This is a genomic window from Streptomyces sp. NBC_00019, from assembly GCF_045041015.1.
In the GTDB taxonomy this organism is placed as follows: Bacteria; Actinomycetota; Actinomycetes; order Streptomycetales; family Streptomycetaceae; genus Streptomyces.
Window position 1 is genome coordinate 9,098,466 of sequence record NZ_CP108302.1, and the last position, 22,852, is coordinate 9,121,317.

Here is a 22,852-nt window from a genome sequence, read left to right on the forward strand (position 1 = left end):
TAGCGGCCGTCGTCGGCCTCCCCCACCTCGCCACGGGCCCCGGCGACCGGGTTGCCGTCGGTGTCCGTGACCTGGCCGCTGACCCACGACGGTTCACATCCCGTACTCGGCTGTCAAGTCCGGTGCGGGTACGGGGACTCGGGGCTGATGTCCTCAAGGGCGAGCAGGACACGGGCGAGTGCGGGATTGCGTGAGTGCCGGGGCCACAGCAGATGCAGTTCCACCGGTTCGGGAATCTGCGTGGCCAGCGGCACGAACGCGACGTCGGGGATGCCGAGCAACGCGGCGGAGGCAGGGACGAAGGCGACACCGCGGTCGGCCGACACCAGCCACAGCATCGTGAGTACCTGACTGACGCTGTGCACCACGCGCTCCTGTGCCACCTGGACCAGACTCACCATCAAGTCGTAGAAGTACCGGGCCTTTTGCTGTGAGTGGAAGATCAGCGGCTCCCCGGTGAGGTCCTCGGCGCGCACCGGCCGGCCCAGACCGGCCAGCCTGTGCCCCGCGGGCACCGCGAGCAGCAGCGCCTCCCGCTGGAGCAGCCGGGACGCGAAGAGCTCGGAGTCGAACGGCGGGCGGGCGAGGCCCAGATCGAGTTCCTCGCCCGCCAGCGCCGCGATCTGCTCGCGGGTGACCATCTCGTGGAGCTCGATGCGCACTTGCGGCAACTGCTCTTCGAGCGCGTTGAGGATGTGGCCGAGTGTGCCGAACGTCGAAGCCGCGGTGAAGCCGAGCCGGACCACACCGCGCGATCCCGAGTGGATGCGCTGCGCCAGATGCGGCGCCGCCTCGGCGATGGCCAGGATCCGTCGCGCCTCGACAAGAAAGGCCTCACCGGCCGGAGTCAGTGCCACGGGACGGTTGTCGCGCTCCAGCAGCTGGACGCCGACGGCAGCCTCGAGCTTCTGTATCTGGCGGCTCAACGGCGGCTGGGTGATCCGCAGTCGCGCGGCCGCCCGGCCGAAGTGCAACTCCTCGGCAACGGCGACCAGTCCGCGAAGCTGCTCCAGGGTGTACCCCATGCACAGAAGGTATCAGCCGATGCACTAAGGGAGTTGGACAGGCATGAAGGGTGATCCTAGGCTGCGCGACGCCGTGAACCCGGCACGATCCACCCCCCCCACATCGCGCCTGAGGAGATCTCATGCAGAAAAGGCTCGGGGTGCGCCCCCGCATCGCAGCGGCTGCCATGCTCGCCGCCGCACTCGCGCTGGCCGGCTGCGGTGGGAACGTCGGGGATCAGAAGTCCGGGGACGACGCCGCCTTCCCGGAGCGCGGGATCACCCTCCTCGTCGGCCAGGACGCCGGCGGCAGCACCGACCTGATCGCGCGAGCGGCCGCCGATCCCGCGGGCTCCGACCTCGGGCAGACCATCACCGTGCTCAACAAGCCCGGTGCCAATGGCGCCCTCGCCGCGAAGGAGCTCGCCGGGGCCGAGGCGGACGGCTACACGGCGATGGTCTTCGTGGGCTCCCTGGCCTACATCACCCCGCTGGCCGTCCCGGCCGACGAAGCCGTCGACATCAAGGACTACGAGGTCGTCACCGGCCTCTCCCAGGACGACTACGTCCTCGTCGCCAGCGCCAAGTCGGGCTTCAAGACGGTCAAGGACATCGTCGACGCCGATCAGGCAGTCAAGTACGGCACCACCGGCGTCGGTACGGGCAGCCATCTCAGCCAGGCACTGCTGTTCTCCCAGGCCGAGGTCGACGCCACCGCCGTGCCCTTCGACGGCGGCGCCCCCACCCTCACCGCGGTCATGGGCGGCCAGGTCGACGTCGCCTCCATCCAGCTCGGCGAGGCCCAACCCCAGATCGAGGCCGGCAAGGTGACCCCGCTGGTGACGTTCGCGGAGAAGCGGCCCTCGTACATGCCGGACACCCCGACGGCCGTCGAGGCGGGCTACGACGTCCCCGTCCAGCAGTCACGCTCGATCGTCGTCCCCAAGGGCACCCCCGAGGATGTCGTGGCGCGGCTGCGCACAGCGTTCCGGAAGGCGTTCGCCACCGCCGGGTACAAGGACTTCAACACCCAGCGGCTGCTCACTCCCAACGAGGTCGACGGTCCCACCGTGCTCGGCCAGTGGACGGGCGCGCTGAAGAACTACCGCGACCTCGTCGGCCAGTACAAGATCGACCTGAGCGAGAACTGATGAACTCGCCCACGGACACCCCGTCGGCCGCAGGTGAGCCCGTCGACGAGAACCGGCCACCGGCGGCGGGCCCGGTGACCCAGCTCGTCACGGCCCTCGTCGTCGTTGCACTCGGCGCCACCACGCTCACGGGGGCGCTGAACCTGGGCGTCGGGAGCCCCGCCAAGCCGGGCCCCGGCACCTGGCCCGCCCTCGTGAGCGCGGCACTGACCGCCCTCGGCGTCCTCCTGGCCGCCCGCGCCCGGCACATGGACGACGCCGAGCAGTTCACCCGCACCGGCCTGCACGTCCTCGTGGCCGTCGGCAGCATGGTCGCGTTCGTGGCGCTCGTCGGCGTCATCGGCTTCGAGATCCCCGCGGCGCTCCTGGCCTTCTTCTGGCTCCGCGTGCTCGGACGGGAGAGCTGGCGGACCTCCACCACCGTCAGTCTCGGCCTCACCATCGCCCTCTACGTGCTGTTCGTCGGCGCGCTCGAGGTCACCGTCCCTCACCTGTTCTGACCCGATACCGCCCCTGCCTGGGAGGCCAGTTGGACATGTCCCCCGTGCTCGACGGCTTCGCCGTCGTGCTCGAACCGGCCAACCTTCTGTACTGCCTCATCGGCGTGCTCATCGGCATGCTGGTCGGTGTCCTGCCCGGTCTGGGACCGGCCGCGACCATCGCCATCCTTCTTCCGGTCACCCTGGGCATCGAACCCGTGACCGCGATCATCATGCTGGCGGGCATCTTCTACGGCGCGCAGTACGGCGGCACCGTCACCTCCGTGCTCCTGCGTCTGCCGGGCGAGGCGTCCTCGGTGGTGACCGTCTTCGACGGACACGCACTCGCCCTTCAGGGCCGGGCGGGCACGGCCCTGGGCATCGCCGCGATCGGCTCCTTCGTCGGAGGAACCCTCTCGGTCATCGCACTGACCCTGGTCGCGCCCCTGGTCTCCGAGTTCGCCCTGGACTTCGGCCCGCCCGAATACACGCTGCTGGCCCTGATCGGCATCCTGCTCGTGGCCACGGTCTCCAACGGCGGCCTGCTCAAGGCCCTGATCGCCGCGACCGTCGGCCTGCTCCTGGCCACCGTGGGGCGCGACGGATTCACCAGCACCGAACGCTTCACGTTCGACAGCCTGTCGCTCGCCGACGGCCTGGACTTCGTGCCGATCGCCATGGGCCTCTTCGGCCTCGGCGAGATCCTCCACGCCCTGGAGGAGCGCCACCGCGCCGTGCACGCACCGACCGTCGTCGCCAACGTCTGGCCGAGCCGGACCGACCTGCGGCAGTCCTCCGGAGCCATCGGCCGCGGCGGCGTCCTCGGCTTCCTCCTCGGCATCCTCCCCGGAGGCGGCGCGGTCCTCGCCTCGCTCGCCGCCTACGCCCTGGAGAAACGCAGATCACGCCATCCCGAGCGGTTCGGCCACGGCGCCGTCGAAGGGGTGGCCGCCCCGGAGACCGCCAACAACGCGGCCGCCACCTCGTCGTTCATCCCGCTGCTGTCCCTGGGCCTACCCGCCAACGCCACCATGGCGGTCATCTTCGGCGCCCTGCTGATCCAGGGCATCACCCCGGGCCCCCAGCTCGTCACCGAGCATCCCGAGCTGTTCTGGGGCGTCGTCAACTCGATGTACCTCGGGAACATCCTCCTGCTGATCATGAGCATCCCGCTGGTCGGGCTGTTCGTGCGCATCCTGCGGATACGGCCGTCGATCCTCGCCCCGATCACGGTGCTCATCACGCTCATCGGCGCGTACACCGTCAACAACAGCGTCTTCGACATGGGTCTGGTGGTCTTCTTCGGTGCCATCGGATACCTGATGAAGAAGCTCGGCTTCGACCCGGGCCCGCTCGTGCTGGCCTTCGTCCTGGGATCCCTGCTGGAGACCTCGCTGCGCCGCTCGTTGCTGCTGTTCGACGGGGACCCGAGCGGTTTCGCCACCCGCCCGATCTCCGGAACCCTGCTCGTGCTGTTCCTCGCCGTGGCGCTGACTCCCGCCGTACGCAAGGCCTGGCACCACCGCAAGGCGTCTTCCGACCGGGACAAGGAGACGGTGTGACGGTGTGACCGCCTCGTCGGGCCGGGTCTACAGCGGCGCCGGGGAAGAGGCACCGGCGATCAGCAGACGGGGCGTGCCCGTGCCGTTCGCGGGCACGCTCCACAGGTCGCTGGTGCCGACCTCGCCTTCGGCGGGCAGCGCGTAGGCGACGGTTTCGTCGTCCAGCCAGGTGGCCTGGTCGTCGACGCTGTGGCGTTCGGCCAGGGACGTCTCTTTCAGGGTGCGCAGGTCGAGGACGTATTCGCGCCAGAGGTCGGTACGCGACAGCACCCGCTTCTTGAAGGCGACCCGGGTCCCGTCGGGGGAGAGGGACGGGCACTCCACGTTCTCGATCAGGGTCGTCACCGTCTGCCGGGAGATCGAACCGCGGACCAGGTAGGTCTTGTTGTCCGTGTTCAGGGTCGCGTAGAAGGTGTCGTCGTCCGTGGCGAAGGTGACACCCCAGAAGTTGACGTCCGCCGCCTTGTAGGACCTGCCGTCCAGCTCGATGGAGAACGTCTCCAGGCTGGGGATCAGCTTCATGGTGCGGGTGTCCAGGATCGAGGTCCTGGTGGAGAAGAACGCGGACGCGTAGGACTCGCCCGAGACGAAGACGGTCCAGGCGACGAAGCGGCCGCTGGGGGAGACCCGGGCCCGGCTGGGGGTGCCCGCGAGCGAGTAGGTGTGCCGGGTACGGAGGTCGGCGTCCAGGAGCAGGGCCCGGTTGTTCTGCTTGAGGACACCGGTGTCGGACTGGAGGCACACGCCCGTGCCGGCGGCCGCGTAGAAGCGCGCGCACTTCAGGTCCGAGGCGGTCCGCCCGCTCTCGGGCTCGGTGGACGGGACCGAGGCGACCGCGGTGCGGTGCGGGCCGGCGGCCGCGTTGACGAACATCAGCCGGTCCTTCTGACCGAGCGTCACCTTGCCCCCGCTGACGGAGGGGCCGCCCGCCTGCGGCCGGTTCGCCCGGTCCGCGCGGTCGGCGGCGCGCAGGACCATGCCGGTCCCCAGCCCCGCGAGCAGCAGCACCGCCGTGACGAGGACGATCAGGCGGCGGCGGAGCGGTGTCATCTGGTTCCTCTTCGCCGGAGTCGTCATCGGGTCCCCCTTCGCCGTGGTGGTCATCGGGTGCCGCCCGTCGGCCTCAGCACCAGGCCCGCGACGACCGCGCAGCACAGCAGTCCGACCGCGGAGCCGGCCAGCGCCGGGCCGTAGCCCCACATCGTCCAGGCGGCGCCGAACCCCAGCGAGCAGCAGAACCGGGCCAACGCCTGACTGGTGCCGACGATGGCGAGACCGCTGGCACGCAGATGCTCGGGCACCGTGGCGGCCAGGGCGGCGGGCAGCACCCCGTCGGTGGCGGCGTAGAAGACGCCGTGCAGGGCGAGGACGAGGAAGGGCAGGGCGGGTGTGGCCGGGGCCCACAGCAGCAGCGCGTAGGCGGTGAGCAGGGCCATGTGCCCGGCGAGGAACACGGTGTGCCGTCCGACCCGGTCGGCCAGCGCGCCGAGGGGTACGGCCAGCAGCAGGAAGACGACGGCGGTGCCCAGCGGCAGCAGCGGGAACCACTCCTCGTCGAGGCCCGCGCGCCGTTGCAGGAGCAGGTAGACGAAGGCGTCGCTGACGGTGGTCAGCCCGAGCAGCGCGGCACAGCCGGCGAGGGCCCGCAGCCGCGGCAGACGGAGCAGGGCGAGCGCCTCGCGGACGCGGACGGGCGGCCTGCCCTGCGGCGCGCCCGCTGCATCGGGGGGAGTGCCCTGGTGTGTGCCTGGCCTGGGCGGCGCGATGTCCTGCCGCGTGGCTGCGCCGTCGCGCGGGGCGTCCAGCCGTGCGCCTGCCCCGTCGGGCCGAGTGTCCTGGCGTCTGCCCGGTACGAACAGCACCAGGACGACCACGCCGAGCACGGCCACGCACGCGCTCACCCCGAACACGGCGTCGTAGCCGTCGGCCGCCGCGTTCAGGATGAGGAACGCCGCCAGCGGGCCGAGCATCGCGCCGGTGGTGTCCATCGCCCGGTGGATGCCGAAGGCCCGGCCCTGGCGGTCGGACGGTGTGGACAGGGAGATCATCGCGTCGCGCGGGGCGGTGCGCAGGCCCTTGCCGGTGCGGTCCAGGGCGAGGACTGTGCCGAGCGCGCCGATGCTGCTCGTGAGCAGGAGCAGCGGTTTGCACAGCGCGGACAGGCCGTATCCGAGCCCGGCGATCAGCTTGTGGTTGCGGACGCGGTCGGCGAGGTGACCGCCGGTGAGCTGGACCAGCGCGCTGACGCCGTTGTAGACGCCGTCGAGGGCGCCGAATCCCAGTGGACTGAAGCCGAGTGTGGTGACGAGGTAGAGCGGCAGGACGGCGGTGACCATCTCCGAGGAGATGTCGGTGATGAGGCTGACCGTGCCCAGCACGAGCACGACCGGGGCGACCTTGGGCCGCAGGCCGCGTCTTCGGCCCCGCTCGGTGTCCGCCCCGGCTGGTGCGGAGCGGTCGGTGAGGTACATGTCCAGGACTCCAGGTGCGCTGCGTTCAGTTCTGCCGGCTGCTCTCGTCCCGCAGCCAGGTGCCGAAGTCCTGGGCCCTGACGGCCTTCTTGGCCTTGCGTCGGGCGACGACCGCCGCGGCGACGAAGACCAGGACCGCCGGGAGGAGCTTCGGCTCCCTGCGGAGCAGGGCTGAGAGATCCGCCTTGCTCGTGCGGGCGGTGGCCTCCTCCGGTCCCCGATGCTGCTCGACCTGGGTGGTGGAGACCGCGGCCCGGATCCGCCGATTGATCAGATCCGGCCACGTACGCGGCGGACGGACGACGACTCCGGCGGCGCCGACCACGAGCCGCTCCGCGGGGGCGAACGCCAGGGACGCGGCCAGGTCGTCCGCCATCAGCGGCGGCAGCGCGGCGATCCGGGCGTGTCCGGCCTTGGAGACCGCGATGACGCCCCGGCCGAACAACCCCTCGCGCACGACCGGCAGTTGCTGCCACACCTGGTAGTAGGCGCGCACCCGCCAGGCGCAGCCGTCCAGGGGGATCCGCCGTTCGGGCGCGGTGGCGAGGATGCCCGAGGCGCCGTCGTCCAGGGGTTCGGTCAGTGCTCGTACGTCGGCTCCCGTGATCACGACGTCGGCGTCCACGTAGACGCGGGGGAAGCCGCGTGCGTGATCGTCACCGGCCCGCAGGGCGGCGTGCTTGGACGGGACGGGGATCTCGACCACCCGCACACGTGGGCCGCGGGCGGCCGCGATCCGCGCGGTGTCGTCCGTGCAGCCATTGCATACGACCACGATGTCGGTTTCATCCTCGCGGGATTCGGAATCGGCCAGAAGTGAATCCAGTAACCGGGCGATGACTTGCGCTTCGTTGTGGGCCGGGATCACGATGCTCGTCACCTGGGCAGTATGCAGTCGATGTCACTAATGCGATGTGTGTTTCGTCCAACTGTTCCCGTGACTGTGTCCGGTGGTCTAGATTGAGGGCCGCCGAGCCGGTTTGGGTGGGGAATGCGAGGCCGCGAGGCACGGGCCAACATGTAGGGGACATGCGGCGGTTGGGGAACCGCTGAGGCTTCTTTCTTTCATCTGCCGTTGTGCCGGGGGTACATCGGTGTTCGGTCAGGGGTAACCGCGCACGTGGTGGGGGGCGCATGACCATTGAGGTCACGCATGAGCAACTGGATGTGGAACGCAGGAATCCACAAGACCGCCGAAGACCTTGGGAAAAGAAGTACCGGATAGTCCTGCTGGTCGCTGACGGCCTCGCGGCCGTCGTCGCGGCTCTGGTGATCCACGCGGTGTACGGCCGCTGGGCGGTGGCTCTGGTGCTGCCCCCGGTGTGGCTCGCGGCCATGGCGGCCCACCGGTCCTACGACCGCAGGGCCTTGGGACTGGGAACCGAGGAGTACCGGCGTGTGCTCCGGGGCGCTGTCGCCCTGCCGGCGCTGGCCGCCGTCGCGCACTGGACGTTCACGCAGGACCCGGGCCTCTTCCATGACATGACCATGGCCGCAGTGCCGGCCGCCGCCCTTGCCCTGCTGGTCCGGTACGCGCTGCGTCGCCGCCTGCACCGGCGATGGGCCCGGGAGCGGGGCGGGAGCGCGACCCTCCTGGTCGGTCCGTCGCACGGCATCGTGGAACTGGTCGCCGTGCTGCGGCGCGGCGGAGTCCAGGAACTGCAGGCCGCCGGGGTGTGCCTGAGCGACCCGCAGAACGCGGCGGAGATCCGCAGGCTCGGGCTCCCGGTCCTCGGCGGGGTCGACACCATGGACGACGTCATCCGGGCCCTGGGCATCGGCACCGTCGTGGTGCTGCCCGCGCCCGAGTACGACGCCTCCGTACTGCGCCGCATTTCCTGGACGGCCGCCGTGCAGGGCGTCGACTTCCTGCTCGCCCCCGTGCTGGCCGACGTCTCCGCCGCCCGGCTGACCGTACGGCCCACCAACGGGGTGCCGCTGATGCGGATCCAGGCGCCGAACCTCTCCCGGCTCTCCCGGCTGCCCAAGGAACTCCTGGACCGCGCGCTCGCGGCGGTGCTCCTGTTCCTCCTCGCCCTGCCCATGCTGGCGATCGCCCTGATCGTCCGGCTGGACAGCTCCGGCCCCGCACTCTTCAGACAACAGCGGGTGGGCCGGTTCGGCGATCACTTCACCATGTTCAAGTTCCGCACGATGCGACCCGACTCGGAAGCCCTGCGGACCGAGTTGGAACACCTCAACCAGAACAGCGACGGCCTGCTGTTCAAGGTGAAGGAGGACCCGCGGATCACCCGGGTCGGTTCCTTCCTGCGCCGCACCTCGCTCGACGAACTGCCGCAGCTGCTCAATGTGATCGGCGGACACATGTCGCTCGTCGGCCCCCGCCCGTCCCTGCCCGAGGAGGTGGAGGAGTACCCGTCGGAGGTCAAGCGGCGGCTGCTCGTGAAACCCGGCCTCACCGGGCTGTGGCAGGTCAGCGGCCGCTCCGACCTGCCCTGGGACGAGGCGGTCCGGCTCGATCTCGGATACGTGGACAACTGGTCGATGGGCCTGGACCTGTCGATCCTGGCGCGCACCGGATCCGCGGTGGTGCGCGGAACGGGGGCCTACTGATGGACCGGAAGAAGAGGAACCAAGTGACCGAGACCGCGGAGCCGTTGGGAGTCGCAGTCGTCGGGGCCGGCTACTGGGGTCCCAATCTTGTCCGTAACTTCCAGGCCAGCGAGCGCTTCAGGCTGCGCTGGCTGTGCGACCTCGACGTGGAGCGGGCCCAGCGGGTCCTGGGCGGCTACTCGACCGTGCGGCCCACCGCGGACTACGCGGCCGTCCTCGCCGACCCCTCCGTCGACGCCGTCGCCGTGGCCACACCCGCCGGCACCCACCTCGACATCGCCCTGGCCGCCCTGCGCGCCGGGAAGCACGTCCTCGTGGAGAAGCCCCTTGCGGCGACCTACGCCGACGGGCTGCGCCTGGTGACCGAGGCGGAGGAGCGCGGGCTCACCCTGATGTGCGACCACACCTACTGCTACACGCCCGCGGTGGGCCGCATCCGGGAACTCGTTCGCTCCGGTGAACTCGGCGAGATCCACTTCGTCGACTCGGTCCGCATCAACCTGGGGCTCGTCCAGAAGGACATCGACGTCCTGTGGGACCTGGCCCCGCACGATCTGTCGATCCTGGACTTCATCCTCCCCGACACCGTCGAGCCGGTCGCCGTCGCCGCCCACGGGGCCGACCCGATCGGCGCCGGACAGGCCTGCGTGGCCTATCTGACGCTCACGCTCAACACGGGTGCCATCGCCCACGTGCACGTCAACTGGCTGTCGCCGACCAAGGTGCGGACCACCATGGTGGGCGGTTCCAAGCGCACCCTCGTCTGGGACGACCTCAACCCCGCCCAGCGCGTGGCGATCTTCGACCGGGGCGTGGACCTGGCCTCGCCTCAGGAGATCGGCGCGGACGAACGCCGGGACATGCTCATCTCGTACCGCTCCGGCGACATGGTCGCCCCCGCCATCGGCGAGAAGGAGGCGCTGCGCAGCATGGTCGACGAGTTCGGCGACGCGATCCGCCGGCGCCGGGCGCCGCTGACCGACGGCCGGGCCGGCCTCAGGGTGCTGGACATCCTCGAAGCGGCCTCCCGCAGCCTGGAGTTCCGCGGTGCGGTCGTCGGCCTGCGCGCCGGCCACTGACCGTTCGCACGCATGGAGACATTCCTCGAGAAGTCCGGTGAGAAGGAAGTGCAGTTGAGCAGCGTACGAGGCAAGAAGATCCTGGTCACCGGAGGAGCGGGCACCATCGGCTCCAACCTCGTCGACCTCCTGGCCGAAGGCGGCGCCCGCGAGATCGTGGTGCTGGACAACTTCGTGCGCGGACGGCGGGCCAACCTCGCCCGGGCCCTGCCCAGCGGTGTCGTGGAGGTCGTCGAGGGCGACATCCGGGACATCGACACCGTGAAGAAGGTCACCGAGGGCGCCGACCTGGTGTTCCACCTCGCCGCGATCCGTATCACCCAGTGCGCGGAGGAGCCCCGGCTCGCCAACGAGGTGCTGGTCGACGGCACGTTCAACGTCCTGGAGGCGGCGGCCGCGGCCGGCGTCACCAAGGTCGTCGCCTCGTCGTCGGCGTCCGTCTACGGCATGGCCGAGGCCTTTCCGACGACCGAGCGCCACCACGCGTACAACAACGACACGTTCTACGGCGCCGCGAAGGCCTTCAACGAGGGCATGCTGCGCAGCTTCCACGCCATGTACGGCCTGGACTACGTGGCGCTGCGCTACTTCAACGTCTACGGCCCGCGGATGGACATCCACGGCCTCTACACCGAGGTGCTCATCCGCTGGATGGAGCGCATCGAGTCGGGCGAGCCGCCGCTGATCCTCGGCGACGGCACCCAGACCATGGACTTCGTCGACGTCCGCGACATCGCCAGGGCCAATGTGCTGGCCGCCGAGTCGGATCTCACCGACGAGGTGTTCAACGTCGCGTCCGGCACGGAGACCTCGCTGCGCGAACTCGCCGACGGTCTGCTGGAGGCGATGGGCGCGTCCGGACTGGAGCCGGTGCACGGGCCGGCCCGTGCCGTCAACGGAGTGAGCCGGCGGCTCGCGGACACCTCGCAGGCCGCCGAGCGGCTCGGGTTCACGGCGCAGATCGATCTGCGTACGGGGCTCAAGGACCTGGTGGAGTGGTGGCGTTCGGAGCGGGAGGCGGCCAAGTGAGCACCGACCGCATCCCCGTGATGATCCCCTGGCTCGGCGAGGAGGAGGCCAAGGCCGCCTCCGACGCGGTGCTGTCCGGATGGGTCGCCCAGGGCCCCCGGGTCGCCGAGTTCGAGCGGGCCTTCGCGGAGCGGGTGGGCGCCGAGCACGCCGTCGCGGTCAGCTCGTGCACCACCGCCCTGCACCTGTCGCTCGTCGCGCTCGGCCTCGGCCCCGGCGACGAGGTCGTGGTGCCCTCGCTGTCGTTCATCGCCACCGCCAACGCCGTACGGTACGTCGGCGCCGAGCCGGTGTTCGCGGACGTCGACCCGGCCACCGGCAACCTCACCCCGGCCACCGTCGACGCGGTCCGCACCCCTCGTACGAAAGCCGTCCTCGTCGTCCACCAGGGCGGCGTGCCGGCCGATGTGCACGCTCTGCGCGCCTCCTGCGCCGACTGGGACCTTCCCCTCGTGGAGGACGCGGCCTGCGCCATCGGCTCCACCGTCGGCGGCAAGCCCGTCGGACACGGCGCGCTGATCGCCGCGTGGTCCTTCCACCCCCGCAAGCTCGTCACCACCGGCGAGGGCGGCATGGTCACCACCGACGACGCCGAGTGGGCGGCACGTCTGCGCCGGCTGCGCGAGCACGGCATGAACGCCTCCGCGGCGGACCGCCATGCGAGCAACAAGCCGGTCCTGGAGAGCTACCTCGAGGTCGGCTACAACTACCGGATGACGGACGTCCAGGCCGCGATCGGTCTGGTCCAGCTCGGCAAACTCGACGCGATGATCGCGCGCCGCCGCGAACTGGCGGCCCGCTACGACGAGTTGCTGCGGGACGTTTCCGGCCTCACCCCCGTGCGCGACCCCGCGCACGGGCAGAGCAACTTCCAGTCCTACTGGGTGCTGTTGGACGGGGACTTCCCCGTCGGCCGGGACGACCTGCTCGCCGCGCTCGCCGAGGCCGGTGTCTCCGCCCGGCGCGGGATCATGGCCTCGCATCTCGAACCCGCCTACGCGGGCCACCCCCGCGTGCCGCTGCCGGTCACCGAGCGGATCACCCGGGACTCGCTGATCCTGCCGCTGTTCCACACGATGACCGAGGCCCAGCAGGACCGCGTCGTGGCGGCCCTGCGGGAACAGGCCCGTAGATGAACGAACTGGTGATCATCGGCGCGGGCGGCTTCGCCCGGGAGACCGCACAGGCCGTACACGCCGCGGGCGAGCTCAAGCTGCTCGGACACCTCGACGACAACCCCGCCCTGCACGGCACGGACGTCGACGGTGTCCCCGTCCTCGGCGACTGCGACCTGGTCCACGGTCTGCCCGGGGCCCGCGTGGTGATCTGTGTGGGCAACCCCCGGGACTACGCGGCCCGCGCCCGGCTGGTCCGCCGACTCGGCCTGCCCGCGGACCGCTACGCCACCGTGGTCCATCCGACGGCGGTGGTGTCGGCGACCTCCGAGGTCGGCCCCGGCTCGGTCCTGCTCGCGCACTGCGTCCTGACCGCCGCCGTCAGGGTGGGCGCGCAGGTCGCGGTGATGCCGCACGTGGTCCTCACCCATGACGACGTGGTCGAGGACTACACCACGCTCACCTCCGGCGTCCGCCTGGGCGGGGGCGTACGGCTGGAGCGCGGGGCCTATGTGGGTTCGGGAGCCCTCGTCAGGGAGGGCGCGACGGTCGGTGCCTGGTCCCAGATCGGGATGGGGAGCAGCGTGCTCGGCGACGTTCCGCCGGGCGAGGTCTGGGTGGGGAGCCCGGCCCGACGACTTCGCGCGGCCGAGGCGCCCGCGCTCGACGAACTGCGACGCGGGCAGGGCTCGCGCCACGAACAGTGGGGGGACCACTGACATGAACCAGATTCCGCTGGTGGACCTCAAAGCGGCCCACGAGGACGTCGCCGACGAGGTACGGGCCGGATTCGAACGGGTCCTGGCCAACACCGCGTTCGTCGGCGGCGACGAGGTCCGCCACTTCGAGCGCGAGTACGCCGACTTCGGCTCGGTCGCGCACTGCGTGGGTGTCGCCAACGGCACCGACGCCCTCGAACTCGCTTTGCGGGTCAGCGGAGTCGGGCCCGGCGACGAGGTCGTCGTCCCCGCCAACACCTTCATCGCCACCGCCGGCGCGGTGGCCAGGACCGGTGCGACACCGGTCCTCGCGGACTGTCTGCCCGACACCTATCTGCTCGACCCCCAGGCGGCACTGGACGCGGTCGGCCCGGCCACCCGTGCGGTGGTACCCGTGCACCTCTACGGCCAGATGGCCGACGTGACGGCCCTGTCCGACCGACTCCCGGGCCACGTACGGATCGTCGAGGACGCCGCCCAGTGCCAGGGCGCCACCCGCGACGGCCGGTCACCGGGCAGCGGCCTGATCGCGGCGACCAGCTTCTACCCGGGCAAGAACCTCGGTGCCTACGGCGACGCGGGCGCGGTGCTGACCGACGACGGGGAACAGGCCGACCTGGTGCGCGCGATCGCGAACCACGGCGGCGTCGCCAAGTACCGCCACGACGTCCCGGGGTTCAACAGCCGGCTGGACGGGCTCCAGGCCGTCGTCCTGCGGGCGAAGCTCGCCCGGCTGGCGGCCGGCAACGCCGCCCGACGGGCGGCCGCGGCCCGCTACGACACACTCCTCGCCGACCTGGCGGCCGGCGGCCGGGTGGTGCTCCCGACGACGGACACGGGCAACGTCCACGTCTGGCACCTCTACGTCGTCCAGGTCGCCGGCGCGGACCGCGACGACATCGTCGGCAAGCTCAACGCCGAGGGCATCGGTGCCGGAGTGCACTATCCCGCCCCCGTCCACCTCACGCCGGCGTACCGCCATCTCGGCCACGCCCGGGGCGACTTCCCGAACGCCGAGCACACGGCGGACCGGATCCTGTCGCTTCCGCTCCACCCGCACCTCACCGCCGACCAGCAGCGACGAGTCGTGGACACCCTCGCCCACGCCCTCCGCGGCTGACCGGCCCCTCAACACGCTCCACCCCCACAGCACGGGGCGCTCCTGCACAGCACCGCTGAGAGGTACACATGAACAGATGGGGCAGACGGCTCCGGGGCGGGCGCCTCGCCGTCGCAGCAGCATTGATATGGGCGGTGCTCCCGCAGGCCGTATCCGCCCAGGCGGCGGTGTCCGATCCCTGCGGTACGGGGTCGAACGCTGTCGTCTGCGAGAACTCCAAGGCGGGCAGCCCGATGTCCGACTGGTACTCGCCCAACTCCTACGGTGACATCAAGGGGTTCACCACCAAGGAGAGCGTCCAGGCCGGTGACACCGTCCAGTTCAAGATCCAGTCGCCGGTCACCTACCGCGTGGAGATCTACCGACTGGGCTGGTACGGCGGTGACGGGGCGCGCCTGATGTCGACCACGGCGCAGGCGGCCGTGACCTACCCGGCCAACTACACGAACAAGGCCGCCAGTTGCACCACCAAGGCGAGCACCGGCCTGGTCGACTGCGGCAACTGGCCCGTGACCGTGAACTGGACCGTGCCCAGCGACGCCGTGTCCGGCCTGTACATCGCGAACCTGACGCAGACCGACGGCGACGGCCTGATGCCGTACCCGTTCGTCGTCCGCAAGGACTCCAGCACCTCCGACATCGTCGTGCAGACCAGCGACCAGACCTGGCAGGCGTACAACGACTACGGCGGCCAGGACCTCTACGGAGGCACCGGACCGGCGCCGGACGGCCGTGCCTACGAGGTCAGTTACAACCGGCCACTGGACATCGGCGGTGACAACGGCATCTACGGCTCCGAGTTCATGATGCTGTCGTGGCTGGAGCGCAACGGCTACGACGTCAGCTATCTGTCCGGCGTGGACGTGTCGACCCGTGGTGACACCCTGCTGAAGAACCACGACGTGTATCTGTCCTCGGGCCATGACGAGTACTGGACACAGAGCCAGTACAACAACGTCCTGGCGGCCCGGAAGGCCGGCGTGCGGCAGGGCTACTTCAGCGGCAACGAGGTCTTCTGGAAGACGCGGCTCGCCCCGAGCATCGACGGCACCAGCACCTCGAACCGCACCATGACCTGCTACAAGATGACGAAGATGGTGCAGGGCAACGGCATCGCCGACCCCAGCGGTGAATGGACCGGCACCTGGATGGACCCGACCAGCACCCAGTACGGCATGGACTACCAGCCGCCGAACATCCTCACCGGCTCCATGTTCACCGTGAACGGCTACCGCGCCGACTCGATCACGGTCCCCGGCTCGTACGGCAAGAACCGGCTGTGGCGCAACACCTCCATCGCGAACCTCACGTCGAGCCAGACCGCCACGTTCCCGGCGGGCACCCTCGGCTACGAGTGGGACAGCGACATCGTCAACAGCACCAGGCCCGCCGGCGCGATCCATCTGTCGTCCACGACGGTGGACATCGACGACGGCAAGTACCGCCTGGACTGGGGCAACATGTACGGCAACGGGACGGCGACGCACAATCTCGTCGAGTTCCGCGACCAGGACTCCGGGGCCCTGGTGTTCGGCGCGGGCACCGTGCAGTGGTCGTGGGGCCTGACCAACCTGCCGGCGTACGACCCCGACGACGTCGTGGTCACCGAGGACGTCCGCATGCAGCAGGCGACCGTGAACGTCTTCGCCGACATGGGCGTCCAGCCGAAGAACCTGCAGAGCAACCTCACCGCCGCCACGGCCTCAACCGACACCACCGGCCCGGCCATCACGGTCACCGCCCCGGCCTCCGGGGCCACCGTCCCGGCGCTGAAGCCGGTCACCGTCAAGGGCACCGCCACCGACTCCGGCGGGGGAGTGGTGGCCCGCACGGAGGTCTCCACCGACGGCGGAACCACCTGGAACGCCGCGACCGGACTCACGTCCTGGACCTACAGCTGGACGCCGACGACACCGGGCAGCGCGTCCATCAAGGTGCGCGCGGTGGACGACAGCGTCAACATCGGCGCCGTCACCACCATCCCGCTGACCGTCGGCCCCCAGGCCTGCCCCTGCACCATCTGGCCGGCCACGGCCGTCCCCGGCACCCTCAACGCGGGCGACGCCGGTCCGCTCGAACTCGGCGTCAAGATCCGTACCACGGTGGCCGGTTCGATCACCGGTGTCCGCTTCTACAAGTCACCCGCCAACACCGGCACCCACATCGGCAGCCTGTGGAGCGCCTCCGGCACCCGCCTGGCCACCGGCACCTTCACCAACGAGACGGCCTCCGGCTGGCAGCAGCTGAACTTCGCCACCCCGGTGACCGTCAAGGCCAACACCACCTACGTCGCCTCGTACTTCGCCCCCAACGGCGGCTACTCCTACGACGGCGGCTACTTCGCGAACAACTCCGCCGGGCTGGCCCCGCTCACGGCCCTGAAGTCCGGCACCGACGGCGGCAACGGCGTCTACCGCTACAGCTCCACCAGCGCCTTCCCGTCCTCGGCGTCCTCGGGCAGCAACTACTGGGTGGACGTGGTGCTGGACACCGCGACGGCCAGTACGACCCCGCCCGTCGTCACCTCGACGTCCCCGACCTCGGGGGCCACCGGCGCGGCGATCACCACACCGGTGTCGGCCGTCTTCGACCACGCCATCGACGGCGACACGCTGACGTTCACGGTGAAGGACCCGAACGGCAACACCGTGCCGGGTGCCAAGACGCTGCCCGCGTCGAACAAGGCGACCTTCACCCCGTCGACGGAGCTGGAGCTGCACACCACGTACACCGCCTCGGTGCAGGCCGAGGACCTGTGGGGCAATGCCATGGCGGCTCCGGTGACATGGACGTTCACCACCAGTTCCTCCCCGCCCGCGGTCACCTGCCCCTGCACGCTGTGGAGCTCCAGCACCGTGCCGGCCAGGACCGCCGTCACCGACGACCCCAACTCCCTCGAACTGGGCACCCGGTTCCAGTCCTCGGCGAGCGGCTGGGTCACCGGCGTCACCTTCTACAAGGGAGCGACCAACACCGGCACCCACACGGGCAGCCTCTGGTCCACCGACGGCACGCTCCTCGCCTCCGGCACCTTCACCAGCGAGTCCGCCTCCGGCTGGCAGACGATGACCTTCGCCACCCCGGTGGCGATCAGCGCGGACACCGCGTACGTCGTCTCCTACCACGCACCGAACGGCAACTACGCGGTGGACGGCGGCTACTTCGCGTCGGCCCACAAGTCGTATCCGCTGACCGCCACCGCCGACATCAGCACGGCCCACAACGGGCTCTACCGGTACGGCAGTGACGTGGCCTTCCCCAACAGTTCCTACGGATCCGCGAACTACTGGGTCGGGCCGCTCTTCACCGCCGAGGACCCGTCCGCGTCGCTGACGTCGGGCACCACGTCGGAGGAGACCGCCTCCCTGCTGGCACGCACCGCCGACGCGGCGCACCCGCTCGTCACGACGCTGCCCAGCGCGACGAAGGTCGGGTCGGTGAAGGCGACGGTGACCATCCTGCCGGGCGCCAAGGCCGCGGTCGCCAGGAAGCTCCACGTCAAGGCCGTCCTCAACTACGACCGGGCCACCCACAAGGTGTCCGTCCATCTGTCCGCCCCGCTGCCGGACGGCACGCGGTTCAAGATCACGGTCACGGCCCGGGACAAGAAGCACCACACGGTGAAGTCCCGTGACTGGACCCTGACCAGCAAGACCGTCCGTAAGAAGCACTAGTGCGCACCGGTGCCGGCCTCCGCGGAGGCCGGCACCGGGGATTGGCCTCATCACCGATGTCCACCGTCAGTGTCGTGATCCCCTGCTACAAGTACGGCGACTTCCTCGCCGACTGCGTCAGCAGCGTTCTGGACGAGCAGGAGGGCGTCGATGTCCGGGTCCTCATCATCGACGACGCCTCGCCCGACGACTCGGCGGAGACCGCGCGCAAGCTGGCGGCCTCCGACCCGCGTATCGAGGTCCGCGTCCACGAGACCAACAAGGGCCACATCGCCACCTACAACGAGGGCCTCCTCGAGTGGGCCGACGGTGACTACGTGGCACTGCTCTCCGCCGACGACCGCCTGGTCCCCGGCGCACTGGTACGCGCCGCCGCGCTCCTCGACGCCCATCCGGAGGCGGGATTCGCCTACGGCCGTCCCCTGCGCTTCCAGCACGGCGGCCCGCTGCCCAAGGCCCGCACCAGCGGCACCGGTTCGGTCGTCTACCCCGGGCACTGGTGGCTGGAGCGCCGGTTCCGCGAAGGCACCGGCTGCATCACCTCGCCCGAGGTCGTCGTCCGCACCAGCCTCCAGCGCGAGGTGGGCGGCTACGACCCCGCGCTTCCGCACGCCGGCGACATCGAGATGTGGATGCGGCTCGCGGCCCGCGCCGACGTAGGCCACGTACGCGGCGCCGACCAGGCCTACTACCGCGTCCACGGCAACAACATGTCCACCACCGACTTCGGCGGTCAGCTCGACGACCTGCGCCAGCGACTGGTGGCGTACGACTCCGTGCTCGACAAATGCTCCGACCTGCTGCCGCAGGCCGACCGACTGGCCGGCTCCGTGCACACCCGCCTCGCCCGCTTCGCGCTGCGCCGTGCCTACCGCGCCTACGACCGGGGGCGCACCGACGTCGTCCCGGTCGACGAACTCGTGGCCTTCGCGCAGGAGTGCCTGCCGGGCTACGCGCGGCTGCCCGAGTACCGCGCGCTACGCCTCAGACAGCGCATCGGTGCGAAGACGATGCCGTATCTGCAACCGCTGGTGTGGTCTGCCGTGGCCGAGCGCGGGCGGGAGTGGCTGTGGTGGGAGTCCTGGAAGCGCCGCGGCATCTGATGACCACGCCCGACCCGAGGGCCGCGACCGGCCGCCCCGGCCCACCGCAAGGCGGCTCAGCCCGCCACCGGAACCCCGCCGACGTGGGGAAGCGGTTCCGGGGAGGCATCCTGCCTGCCCCTACGACGCAGCGCGTACCGGTCGAACCACAGCGCGCCGAGGATCGCGACGAGCCCGCCCAGCAGCGCCGTACCGGCCAGCGCACGGCTCTTGGTGCCCTGGACCTGGGCGGCGCTCGGGGTGACCAGGACGGACGCGTTGATCCGCGCCTCCGGCGCGATCCCCTGCGCCTCCTGGATGTCCGCCACATTCCCGGCGTAGACGGCGATGATCCGGCGGACCGCGGTGTCGGCCGCGGCGGGATCGCCCCCGCGAGCCTGCACCTGCACCGAGGGGATCAGATAGCGGGGCGTCGCGCTGGTGCCGCTGTTGCGCGGGATCAGCTGGTAGGTGCCGTGGACGCCGGCGGATGCCAACTCCTTGCGTCCGCCGGGCGATTCGAGCTGCTGGATGACGCCGTACGAGAGCGTGGCGAGCGGCGGCTGCAGATTCGTCAGCTGGTTCGGCTGGTTGCCCGTCGCCGGAGGCTTGAGGACGACCACCGCCGAACTCAGGTACTGCGGGGTCGGGCGGAGCACGGGATAGGCGCCGGCAGCCGTCAGCAGGAGCGCGAGCACCAACACGTACCAGCGGCGGAGCAGCGCTTCGGCGACGTCACGAGGCGACACAGGGATTCCTTCCGTCGGCCTCGATCCTCGCAGGCGTTGGGGCGAGCCGCTACCGAATCACACCGGGGAGAGTTCTCATGAGCCTGGGCGACATCTGGGCGATCATGTGCAGGCGCTGGTACTTCATGGTGCCCCTCACCCTGCTCAGCCTTCTCGCGGGCGGATATCTGTACCGGACCGTCCCGGTCTCCTACCAGTCGCAGAGCTCCGTCACCCTGCTGGACTCCACGGCGGTCGCCGAGCTGGCGCCGACCTTCGGCAACCCCATCTCGAACGCGGGCGGTTCACTGGTCGTCACGGCCGACGTGCTGATCAGGACGCTCCAGTCGAGCGACTCGGCCAAGGAACTCCACTCCCGAGGCGTCACGGACCGGTACACGGTCGGATTCGCGCCGGCCGCCGACAGCCCGCTGCTCACCCTGAGCGTCACCGGAACCGACCGGGAGAAGGTGCTCCAGGAGACCACCACCCTCACCAAGTTCACCGGGGAGCAACTGAAGGCCCTGCAGGCCGCGTCCAAGGTGCCGACCGGGTACCTCGTGCAGGCCGCGCCGGTCGTGCTGCCGCAGACACCGGTCTCGCAGCCGAAAGCCCGGTACCAGAACATCGCGTCGGTCGTCATCGTCGGCGTCGTCAGCGCGTTCCTGCTGTCCATCCTGGCCGAAGGCGTCGCGGTGGTCCGCCGCCGGGGACGGGCCCGGGAGGGATACGTCCCCCGGCGCCACCGCGCCAAGCCCCCGGAGCGGGCGCCCAAGGGCCTGCTGACACGGAGACTGGACGCCACGACGATCCTCACCGGCTATCTGGCGCTGGCCTTCTTCGTCCCGTCGAACCTCACCCTGCCCGCGCTCGGCGGCGTCGGCACCCCGGCCAACGTCTTCGCCCTGCTGGGACTTCTCTGGTACCTCGCGACCTGGCTCGGCGGCCGCATCCGTCCGGCCGAGGGCACCAGGCTGCCGCGCGTGGCGATGTGTCTGCTCGCCGTGGCGGTGCTGCTGTCCTACATCGCCGACGCGACCCGCAACAGCACGCACGAGGAGGTCCTCGGGGCCGACCGCGGGCTCATCGGGCTCGGGGTCTGGGTGGCGCTGGTGGTGCTGGCATCGGCCGGCATCCAGGAGCGCAGCCGGCTGGAGACCCTGATGCGCCGACTCGTCGTCCTGGGCACGGTGGTCGCCCTCATCGGCTACTACGACTTCTTCGCCGCGACCAACATCGCCGACTCCATCCACATCCCCGGCCTGCAGTCGAGCACCGCGGGGATCAGCGCCATGGACCGCGGCTCCTTCACCCGGCCGCGCTCGACCACGGCCCATCCGCTGGAGTTCGGCGGGATGCTGGCCATCCTCGTTCCCTTCGCCGTCCACCAGGCCTTCGATCCGGTACGCCGGCACGCCGGTGCGCTGCGCCGCTGGGCCCCGGTGGCGATCATGGCGGGCGCGCTGCCGCTGACGGTGTCCAGGACGTCCATCATCGGCGCACTCATCGTGATCCTGGTGATGGTGCCCCGCTGGAAGCCGCAGCGACGCTGGGCGGCCATCGCCATCATCACGGGGTCGGTCGCCGGCTTCAAGGTGATCATTCCGGGGCTGATCGGAACCATCACCAACCTGTTCGCGAGCTTCCTGTCCGGCTCCGACAGCAGCACCCAGGCGCGCACCGTGAAGTACAGCGCGATCGTCCCCTACCTCGACGAACACCCATGGTTCGGGCGGGGATTCGGGACGTTCACGCCCGACCTGTACTTCTTCACGGACAACCAGTACATGCTGACCCTGGCCGAGATGGGCATCGTGGGGCTGGTCGCGCTGCTCGCCCTGTTCATCACCGGAATACACACCGGCGGCACCATCCGCCGCCTCGCCCGCACCGACTCGGACCGCGAACTCGGGCAGGCGTTCCTCGCCTCGGCGCTGGTCGCGCTGGTCATCAGCGCCACCTTCGACGCGCTCAGCTTCCCCATGTACGCCGGGATGTTCTTCCTGACCCTGGGGGCCGGCGGCAGCTACCTCGGCTTCATCCGCCGCGAGGCCGCAGCGGCGGCGGCCGAGGTCCCCGCACCCCGTAAGCCGTCCGAAGCCCAGCTCCCTGAACTCGTGGAGTCCCGATGAGCCCCGTCGCCGTCATCGTCGTCACCTGGAACAGCGCCTCGGTGCTCCCCGGGTTCCTCGCCGCACTTCCCGAGGGCATGGCCGGACTCGACTGGCGGCTGGTCGTCGCCGACAACGACTCCGCCGACGACACCGTCGACGTGCTGCGGGAGCTGGCGCCGGACACCACGATCGTCCAGACCGGCCGCAACGCCGGGTACGCGGCCGGGATCAACGCGGCGCTGGGCGCGGCCGGAGAGTACGGGGCGGTGCTGATCTGCAATCCCGACATCAGGATGCGGCAGGGCTGCGCCAAGCGCCTCGTCGACAACCTCGGCGACGGGGTCGGGGTCGCCGTACCCCTCCTGTACGAAGAGGGCAGCGACACGCCCCACCGCTCACTGCGCCGCGAGTCCACCGTGCTCCGGGCCCTCGGCGAGGCCGTGATCGGCAACACCCGGGCCGGACGCTTCCCCGCCCTGAGCGAACTCGTCACCGACCCCGCCGCCTACCAGCACCCCACCCGCGCGGACTGGGCGACCGGCGCGCTCATGGCGATATCGGCGGACTGCCTGACCGCGTGCGGCCCGTGGGACGAGTCCTTCTTCCTCTACTCGGAGGAGACCGAGTACTGCCTACGGGCGCGGGACAGGGGCTACGCAACGCAGTTGGACCCGACAGCTGAGGCAGTACACCTGGGCGGAGACTCCCAGGTGTCCCCCCGCCTGTGGACCCTCCTCACCGTCAACCGAGTCCGCTTGTACCGCCAGCGCCACGGCGCCTTGGCCACAGCAGCCTTCCGCACAGCGGTCCTGCTCCGCGAGACCTCACGCGCAGCCCTGGGCCGCAAGGCGAGCCGAGCGGCCGCCGCGGCCCTCGCCCGCCCGGGCACCCTGAGCAAGCCACCGGGCCCATAGTGACGAACCTCGCCCAGTCTCCCTAGGGGCGCGGGGA

At 70.6% G+C, this 22,852-nt stretch carries 18 protein-coding genes; 13 read left to right on the plus strand and 5 right to left on the minus strand.

Annotated features, from left to right (window positions below; genetic code table 11):
* Nucleotides 1–113: 113 nt before the first annotated feature.
* The gene (locus tag OHU89_RS42140) at nt 114–1,025 is read right to left on the minus strand and encodes a LysR family transcriptional regulator (protein WP_405650444.1); all 912 of its coding nucleotides are present in this window, start codon (nt 1,023–1,025) and stop codon (nt 114–116) included.
* A 122-nt stretch (nt 1,026–1,147) separates the two neighbouring features.
* On the opposite strand from OHU89_RS42140, the gene OHU89_RS42145 reads away from it, so the two are divergent.
* The 3 genes from OHU89_RS42145 to OHU89_RS42155 are packed head-to-tail and all read left to right on the plus strand — an operon-like array spanning nt 1,148 to nt 4,196.
* Entirely contained in the window at nt 1,148–2,155 is a 1,008-nt protein-coding gene (locus OHU89_RS42145) for a tripartite tricarboxylate transporter substrate binding protein (protein ID WP_405650446.1), read from the plus strand.
* Nucleotides 2,155–2,655 (plus strand): tripartite tricarboxylate transporter TctB family protein, encoded by a 501-nt coding sequence (locus OHU89_RS42150; protein ID WP_405650447.1) that lies wholly within the window; start codon nt 2,155–2,157, stop codon nt 2,653–2,655. The genes OHU89_RS42145 and OHU89_RS42150 overlap by 1 nt, the downstream gene beginning before the upstream one ends.
* Nucleotides 2,656–2,690: 35 nt before the next feature.
* Complete coding sequence (locus OHU89_RS42155) at nt 2,691–4,196, plus strand: tripartite tricarboxylate transporter permease (RefSeq protein WP_405650448.1); 1,506 nt, start codon at nt 2,691–2,693, stop codon at nt 4,194–4,196.
* A 27-nt stretch (nt 4,197–4,223) separates the two neighbouring features.
* On the opposite strand, the gene OHU89_RS42160 is transcribed toward OHU89_RS42155, so the two are convergent.
* From OHU89_RS42160 to OHU89_RS42170, 3 genes are read right to left on the minus strand one after another with little or no spacing between them, the layout of a single operon-like run.
* Nucleotides 4,224–5,273: a TolB-like translocation protein gene (locus tag OHU89_RS42160; protein WP_405650450.1), complete on the minus strand. Its 1,050-nt coding sequence runs from the start codon at nt 5,271–5,273 to the stop codon at nt 4,224–4,226.
* Between the two features lie 23 nt (nt 5,274–5,296).
* Nucleotides 5,297–6,667 (minus strand): MFS transporter, encoded by a 1,371-nt coding sequence (locus tag OHU89_RS42165; RefSeq protein WP_405650452.1) that lies wholly within the window; start codon nt 6,665–6,667, stop codon nt 5,297–5,299.
* Between the two features lie 25 nt (nt 6,668–6,692).
* Nucleotides 6,693–7,547, minus strand: a complete 855-nt coding sequence (locus OHU89_RS42170) for a glycosyltransferase (RefSeq protein WP_405650453.1) — start codon at nt 7,545–7,547, stop codon at nt 6,693–6,695.
* A gap of 254 nt (nt 7,548–7,801) precedes the next feature.
* Between OHU89_RS42170 and OHU89_RS42175 the strand changes: the two genes are divergently transcribed.
* The 8 genes from OHU89_RS42175 to OHU89_RS42210 all read left to right on the plus strand — a co-directional run bounded on the left by OHU89_RS42175 (nt 7,802) and on the right by OHU89_RS42210 (nt 19,080).
* Entirely contained in the window at nt 7,802–9,241 is a 1,440-nt protein-coding gene (locus OHU89_RS42175; RefSeq protein WP_405650455.1) for a sugar transferase, read from the plus strand.
* Between the two features lie 23 nt (nt 9,242–9,264).
* Entirely contained in the window at nt 9,265–10,320 is a 1,056-nt protein-coding gene (locus OHU89_RS42180) for a Gfo/Idh/MocA family protein (RefSeq protein WP_405650456.1), read from the plus strand.
* A gap of 12 nt (nt 10,321–10,332) precedes the next feature.
* Nucleotides 10,333–11,349 carry an NAD-dependent epimerase/dehydratase family protein gene (locus OHU89_RS42185; RefSeq protein ID WP_266885046.1) on the plus strand — a complete coding sequence of 339 codons (1,017 nt, stop codon included), beginning with the start codon at nt 10,333–10,335 and terminating at the stop codon, nt 11,347–11,349.
* A complete protein-coding gene (locus OHU89_RS42190; RefSeq protein WP_405650459.1) occupies nt 11,346–12,485 on the plus strand; it encodes a DegT/DnrJ/EryC1/StrS family aminotransferase in 1,140 nt (379 codons plus the stop codon). The genes OHU89_RS42185 and OHU89_RS42190 overlap by 4 nt, the downstream gene beginning before the upstream one ends.
* On the plus strand, nt 12,482–13,183 hold the full coding sequence (locus OHU89_RS42195) for an acetyltransferase (protein WP_405650460.1): 702 nt from the start codon (nt 12,482–12,484) through the stop codon (nt 13,181–13,183). Before OHU89_RS42190 ends, OHU89_RS42195 begins: the two co-directional genes overlap by 4 nt.
* A 1-nt stretch (nt 13,184) precedes the next feature.
* Nucleotides 13,185–14,303, plus strand: a complete 1,119-nt coding sequence (locus OHU89_RS42200; RefSeq protein WP_405650462.1) for a DegT/DnrJ/EryC1/StrS family aminotransferase — start codon at nt 13,185–13,187, stop codon at nt 14,301–14,303.
* A gap of 68 nt (nt 14,304–14,371) precedes the next feature.
* Entirely contained in the window at nt 14,372–17,977 is a 3,606-nt protein-coding gene (locus tag OHU89_RS42205; RefSeq protein ID WP_405650464.1) for a DUF4082 domain-containing protein, read from the plus strand.
* Nucleotides 17,978–18,033: 56 nt separating this feature from the next.
* The gene (locus OHU89_RS42210; RefSeq protein ID WP_365410938.1) at nt 18,034–19,080 is read left to right on the plus strand and encodes a glycosyltransferase; all 1,047 of its coding nucleotides are present in this window, start codon (nt 18,034–18,036) and stop codon (nt 19,078–19,080) included.
* A gap of 56 nt (nt 19,081–19,136) precedes the next feature.
* Here the strand turns inward: OHU89_RS42210 and OHU89_RS42215 are convergent, their stop codons facing one another.
* Entirely contained in the window at nt 19,137–19,808 is a 672-nt protein-coding gene (locus tag OHU89_RS42215) for a hypothetical protein (RefSeq protein ID WP_405650465.1), read from the minus strand.
* 77 nt (nt 19,809–19,885) lie between these two features.
* On the opposite strand from OHU89_RS42215, the gene OHU89_RS42220 reads away from it, so the two are divergent.
* On the plus strand, nt 19,886–21,919 hold the full coding sequence (locus OHU89_RS42220; protein WP_267014191.1) for an O-antigen ligase family protein: 2,034 nt from the start codon (nt 19,886–19,888) through the stop codon (nt 21,917–21,919).
* A complete protein-coding gene (locus OHU89_RS42225) occupies nt 21,916–22,815 on the plus strand; it encodes a glycosyltransferase family 2 protein (protein WP_405650466.1) in 900 nt (299 codons plus the stop codon). Before OHU89_RS42220 ends, OHU89_RS42225 begins: the two co-directional genes overlap by 4 nt.
* Nucleotides 22,816–22,852 lie beyond the last annotated feature (37 nt).

What these genes read in the sequence shown, in the direction of transcription:
- OHU89_RS42225 (WP_405650466.1), top strand. Translation starts at nt 21,916, where the DNA reads ATGAGCCCCGTCGCCGTCATCGTCGTCACCTGGAACAGCGCCTCGGTG.
- OHU89_RS42205 (WP_405650464.1), top strand. Translation starts at nt 14,372, where the DNA reads ATGAACAGATGGGGCAGACGGCTCCGGGGCGGGCGCCTCGCCGTCGCA.
- OHU89_RS42140 (WP_405650444.1), bottom strand. Translation starts at nt 1,025, where the DNA reads ATGGGGTACACCCTGGAGCAGCTTCGCGGACTGGTCGCCGTTGCCGAG.
- OHU89_RS42195 (WP_405650460.1), top strand. Translation starts at nt 12,482, where the DNA reads ATGAACGAACTGGTGATCATCGGCGCGGGCGGCTTCGCCCGGGAGACC.
- OHU89_RS42165 (WP_405650452.1), bottom strand. Translation starts at nt 6,667, where the DNA reads ATGTACCTCACCGACCGCTCCGCACCAGCCGGGGCGGACACCGAGCGG.
- OHU89_RS42185 (WP_266885046.1), top strand. Translation starts at nt 10,333, where the DNA reads ATGGAGACATTCCTCGAGAAGTCCGGTGAGAAGGAAGTGCAGTTGAGC.
- OHU89_RS42210 (WP_365410938.1), top strand. Translation starts at nt 18,034, where the DNA reads ATGTCCACCGTCAGTGTCGTGATCCCCTGCTACAAGTACGGCGACTTC.
- OHU89_RS42175 (WP_405650455.1), top strand. Translation starts at nt 7,802, where the DNA reads ATGACCATTGAGGTCACGCATGAGCAACTGGATGTGGAACGCAGGAAT.
- OHU89_RS42150 (WP_405650447.1), top strand. Translation starts at nt 2,155, where the DNA reads ATGAACTCGCCCACGGACACCCCGTCGGCCGCAGGTGAGCCCGTCGAC.
- OHU89_RS42220 (WP_267014191.1), top strand. Translation starts at nt 19,886, where the DNA reads ATGAGCCTGGGCGACATCTGGGCGATCATGTGCAGGCGCTGGTACTTC.
- OHU89_RS42200 (WP_405650462.1), top strand. Translation starts at nt 13,185, where the DNA reads ATGAACCAGATTCCGCTGGTGGACCTCAAAGCGGCCCACGAGGACGTC.
- OHU89_RS42155 (WP_405650448.1), top strand. Translation starts at nt 2,691, where the DNA reads ATGTCCCCCGTGCTCGACGGCTTCGCCGTCGTGCTCGAACCGGCCAAC.
- OHU89_RS42160 (WP_405650450.1), bottom strand. Translation starts at nt 5,273, where the DNA reads ATGACGACTCCGGCGAAGAGGAACCAGATGACACCGCTCCGCCGCCGC.
- OHU89_RS42145 (WP_405650446.1), top strand. Translation starts at nt 1,148, where the DNA reads ATGCAGAAAAGGCTCGGGGTGCGCCCCCGCATCGCAGCGGCTGCCATG.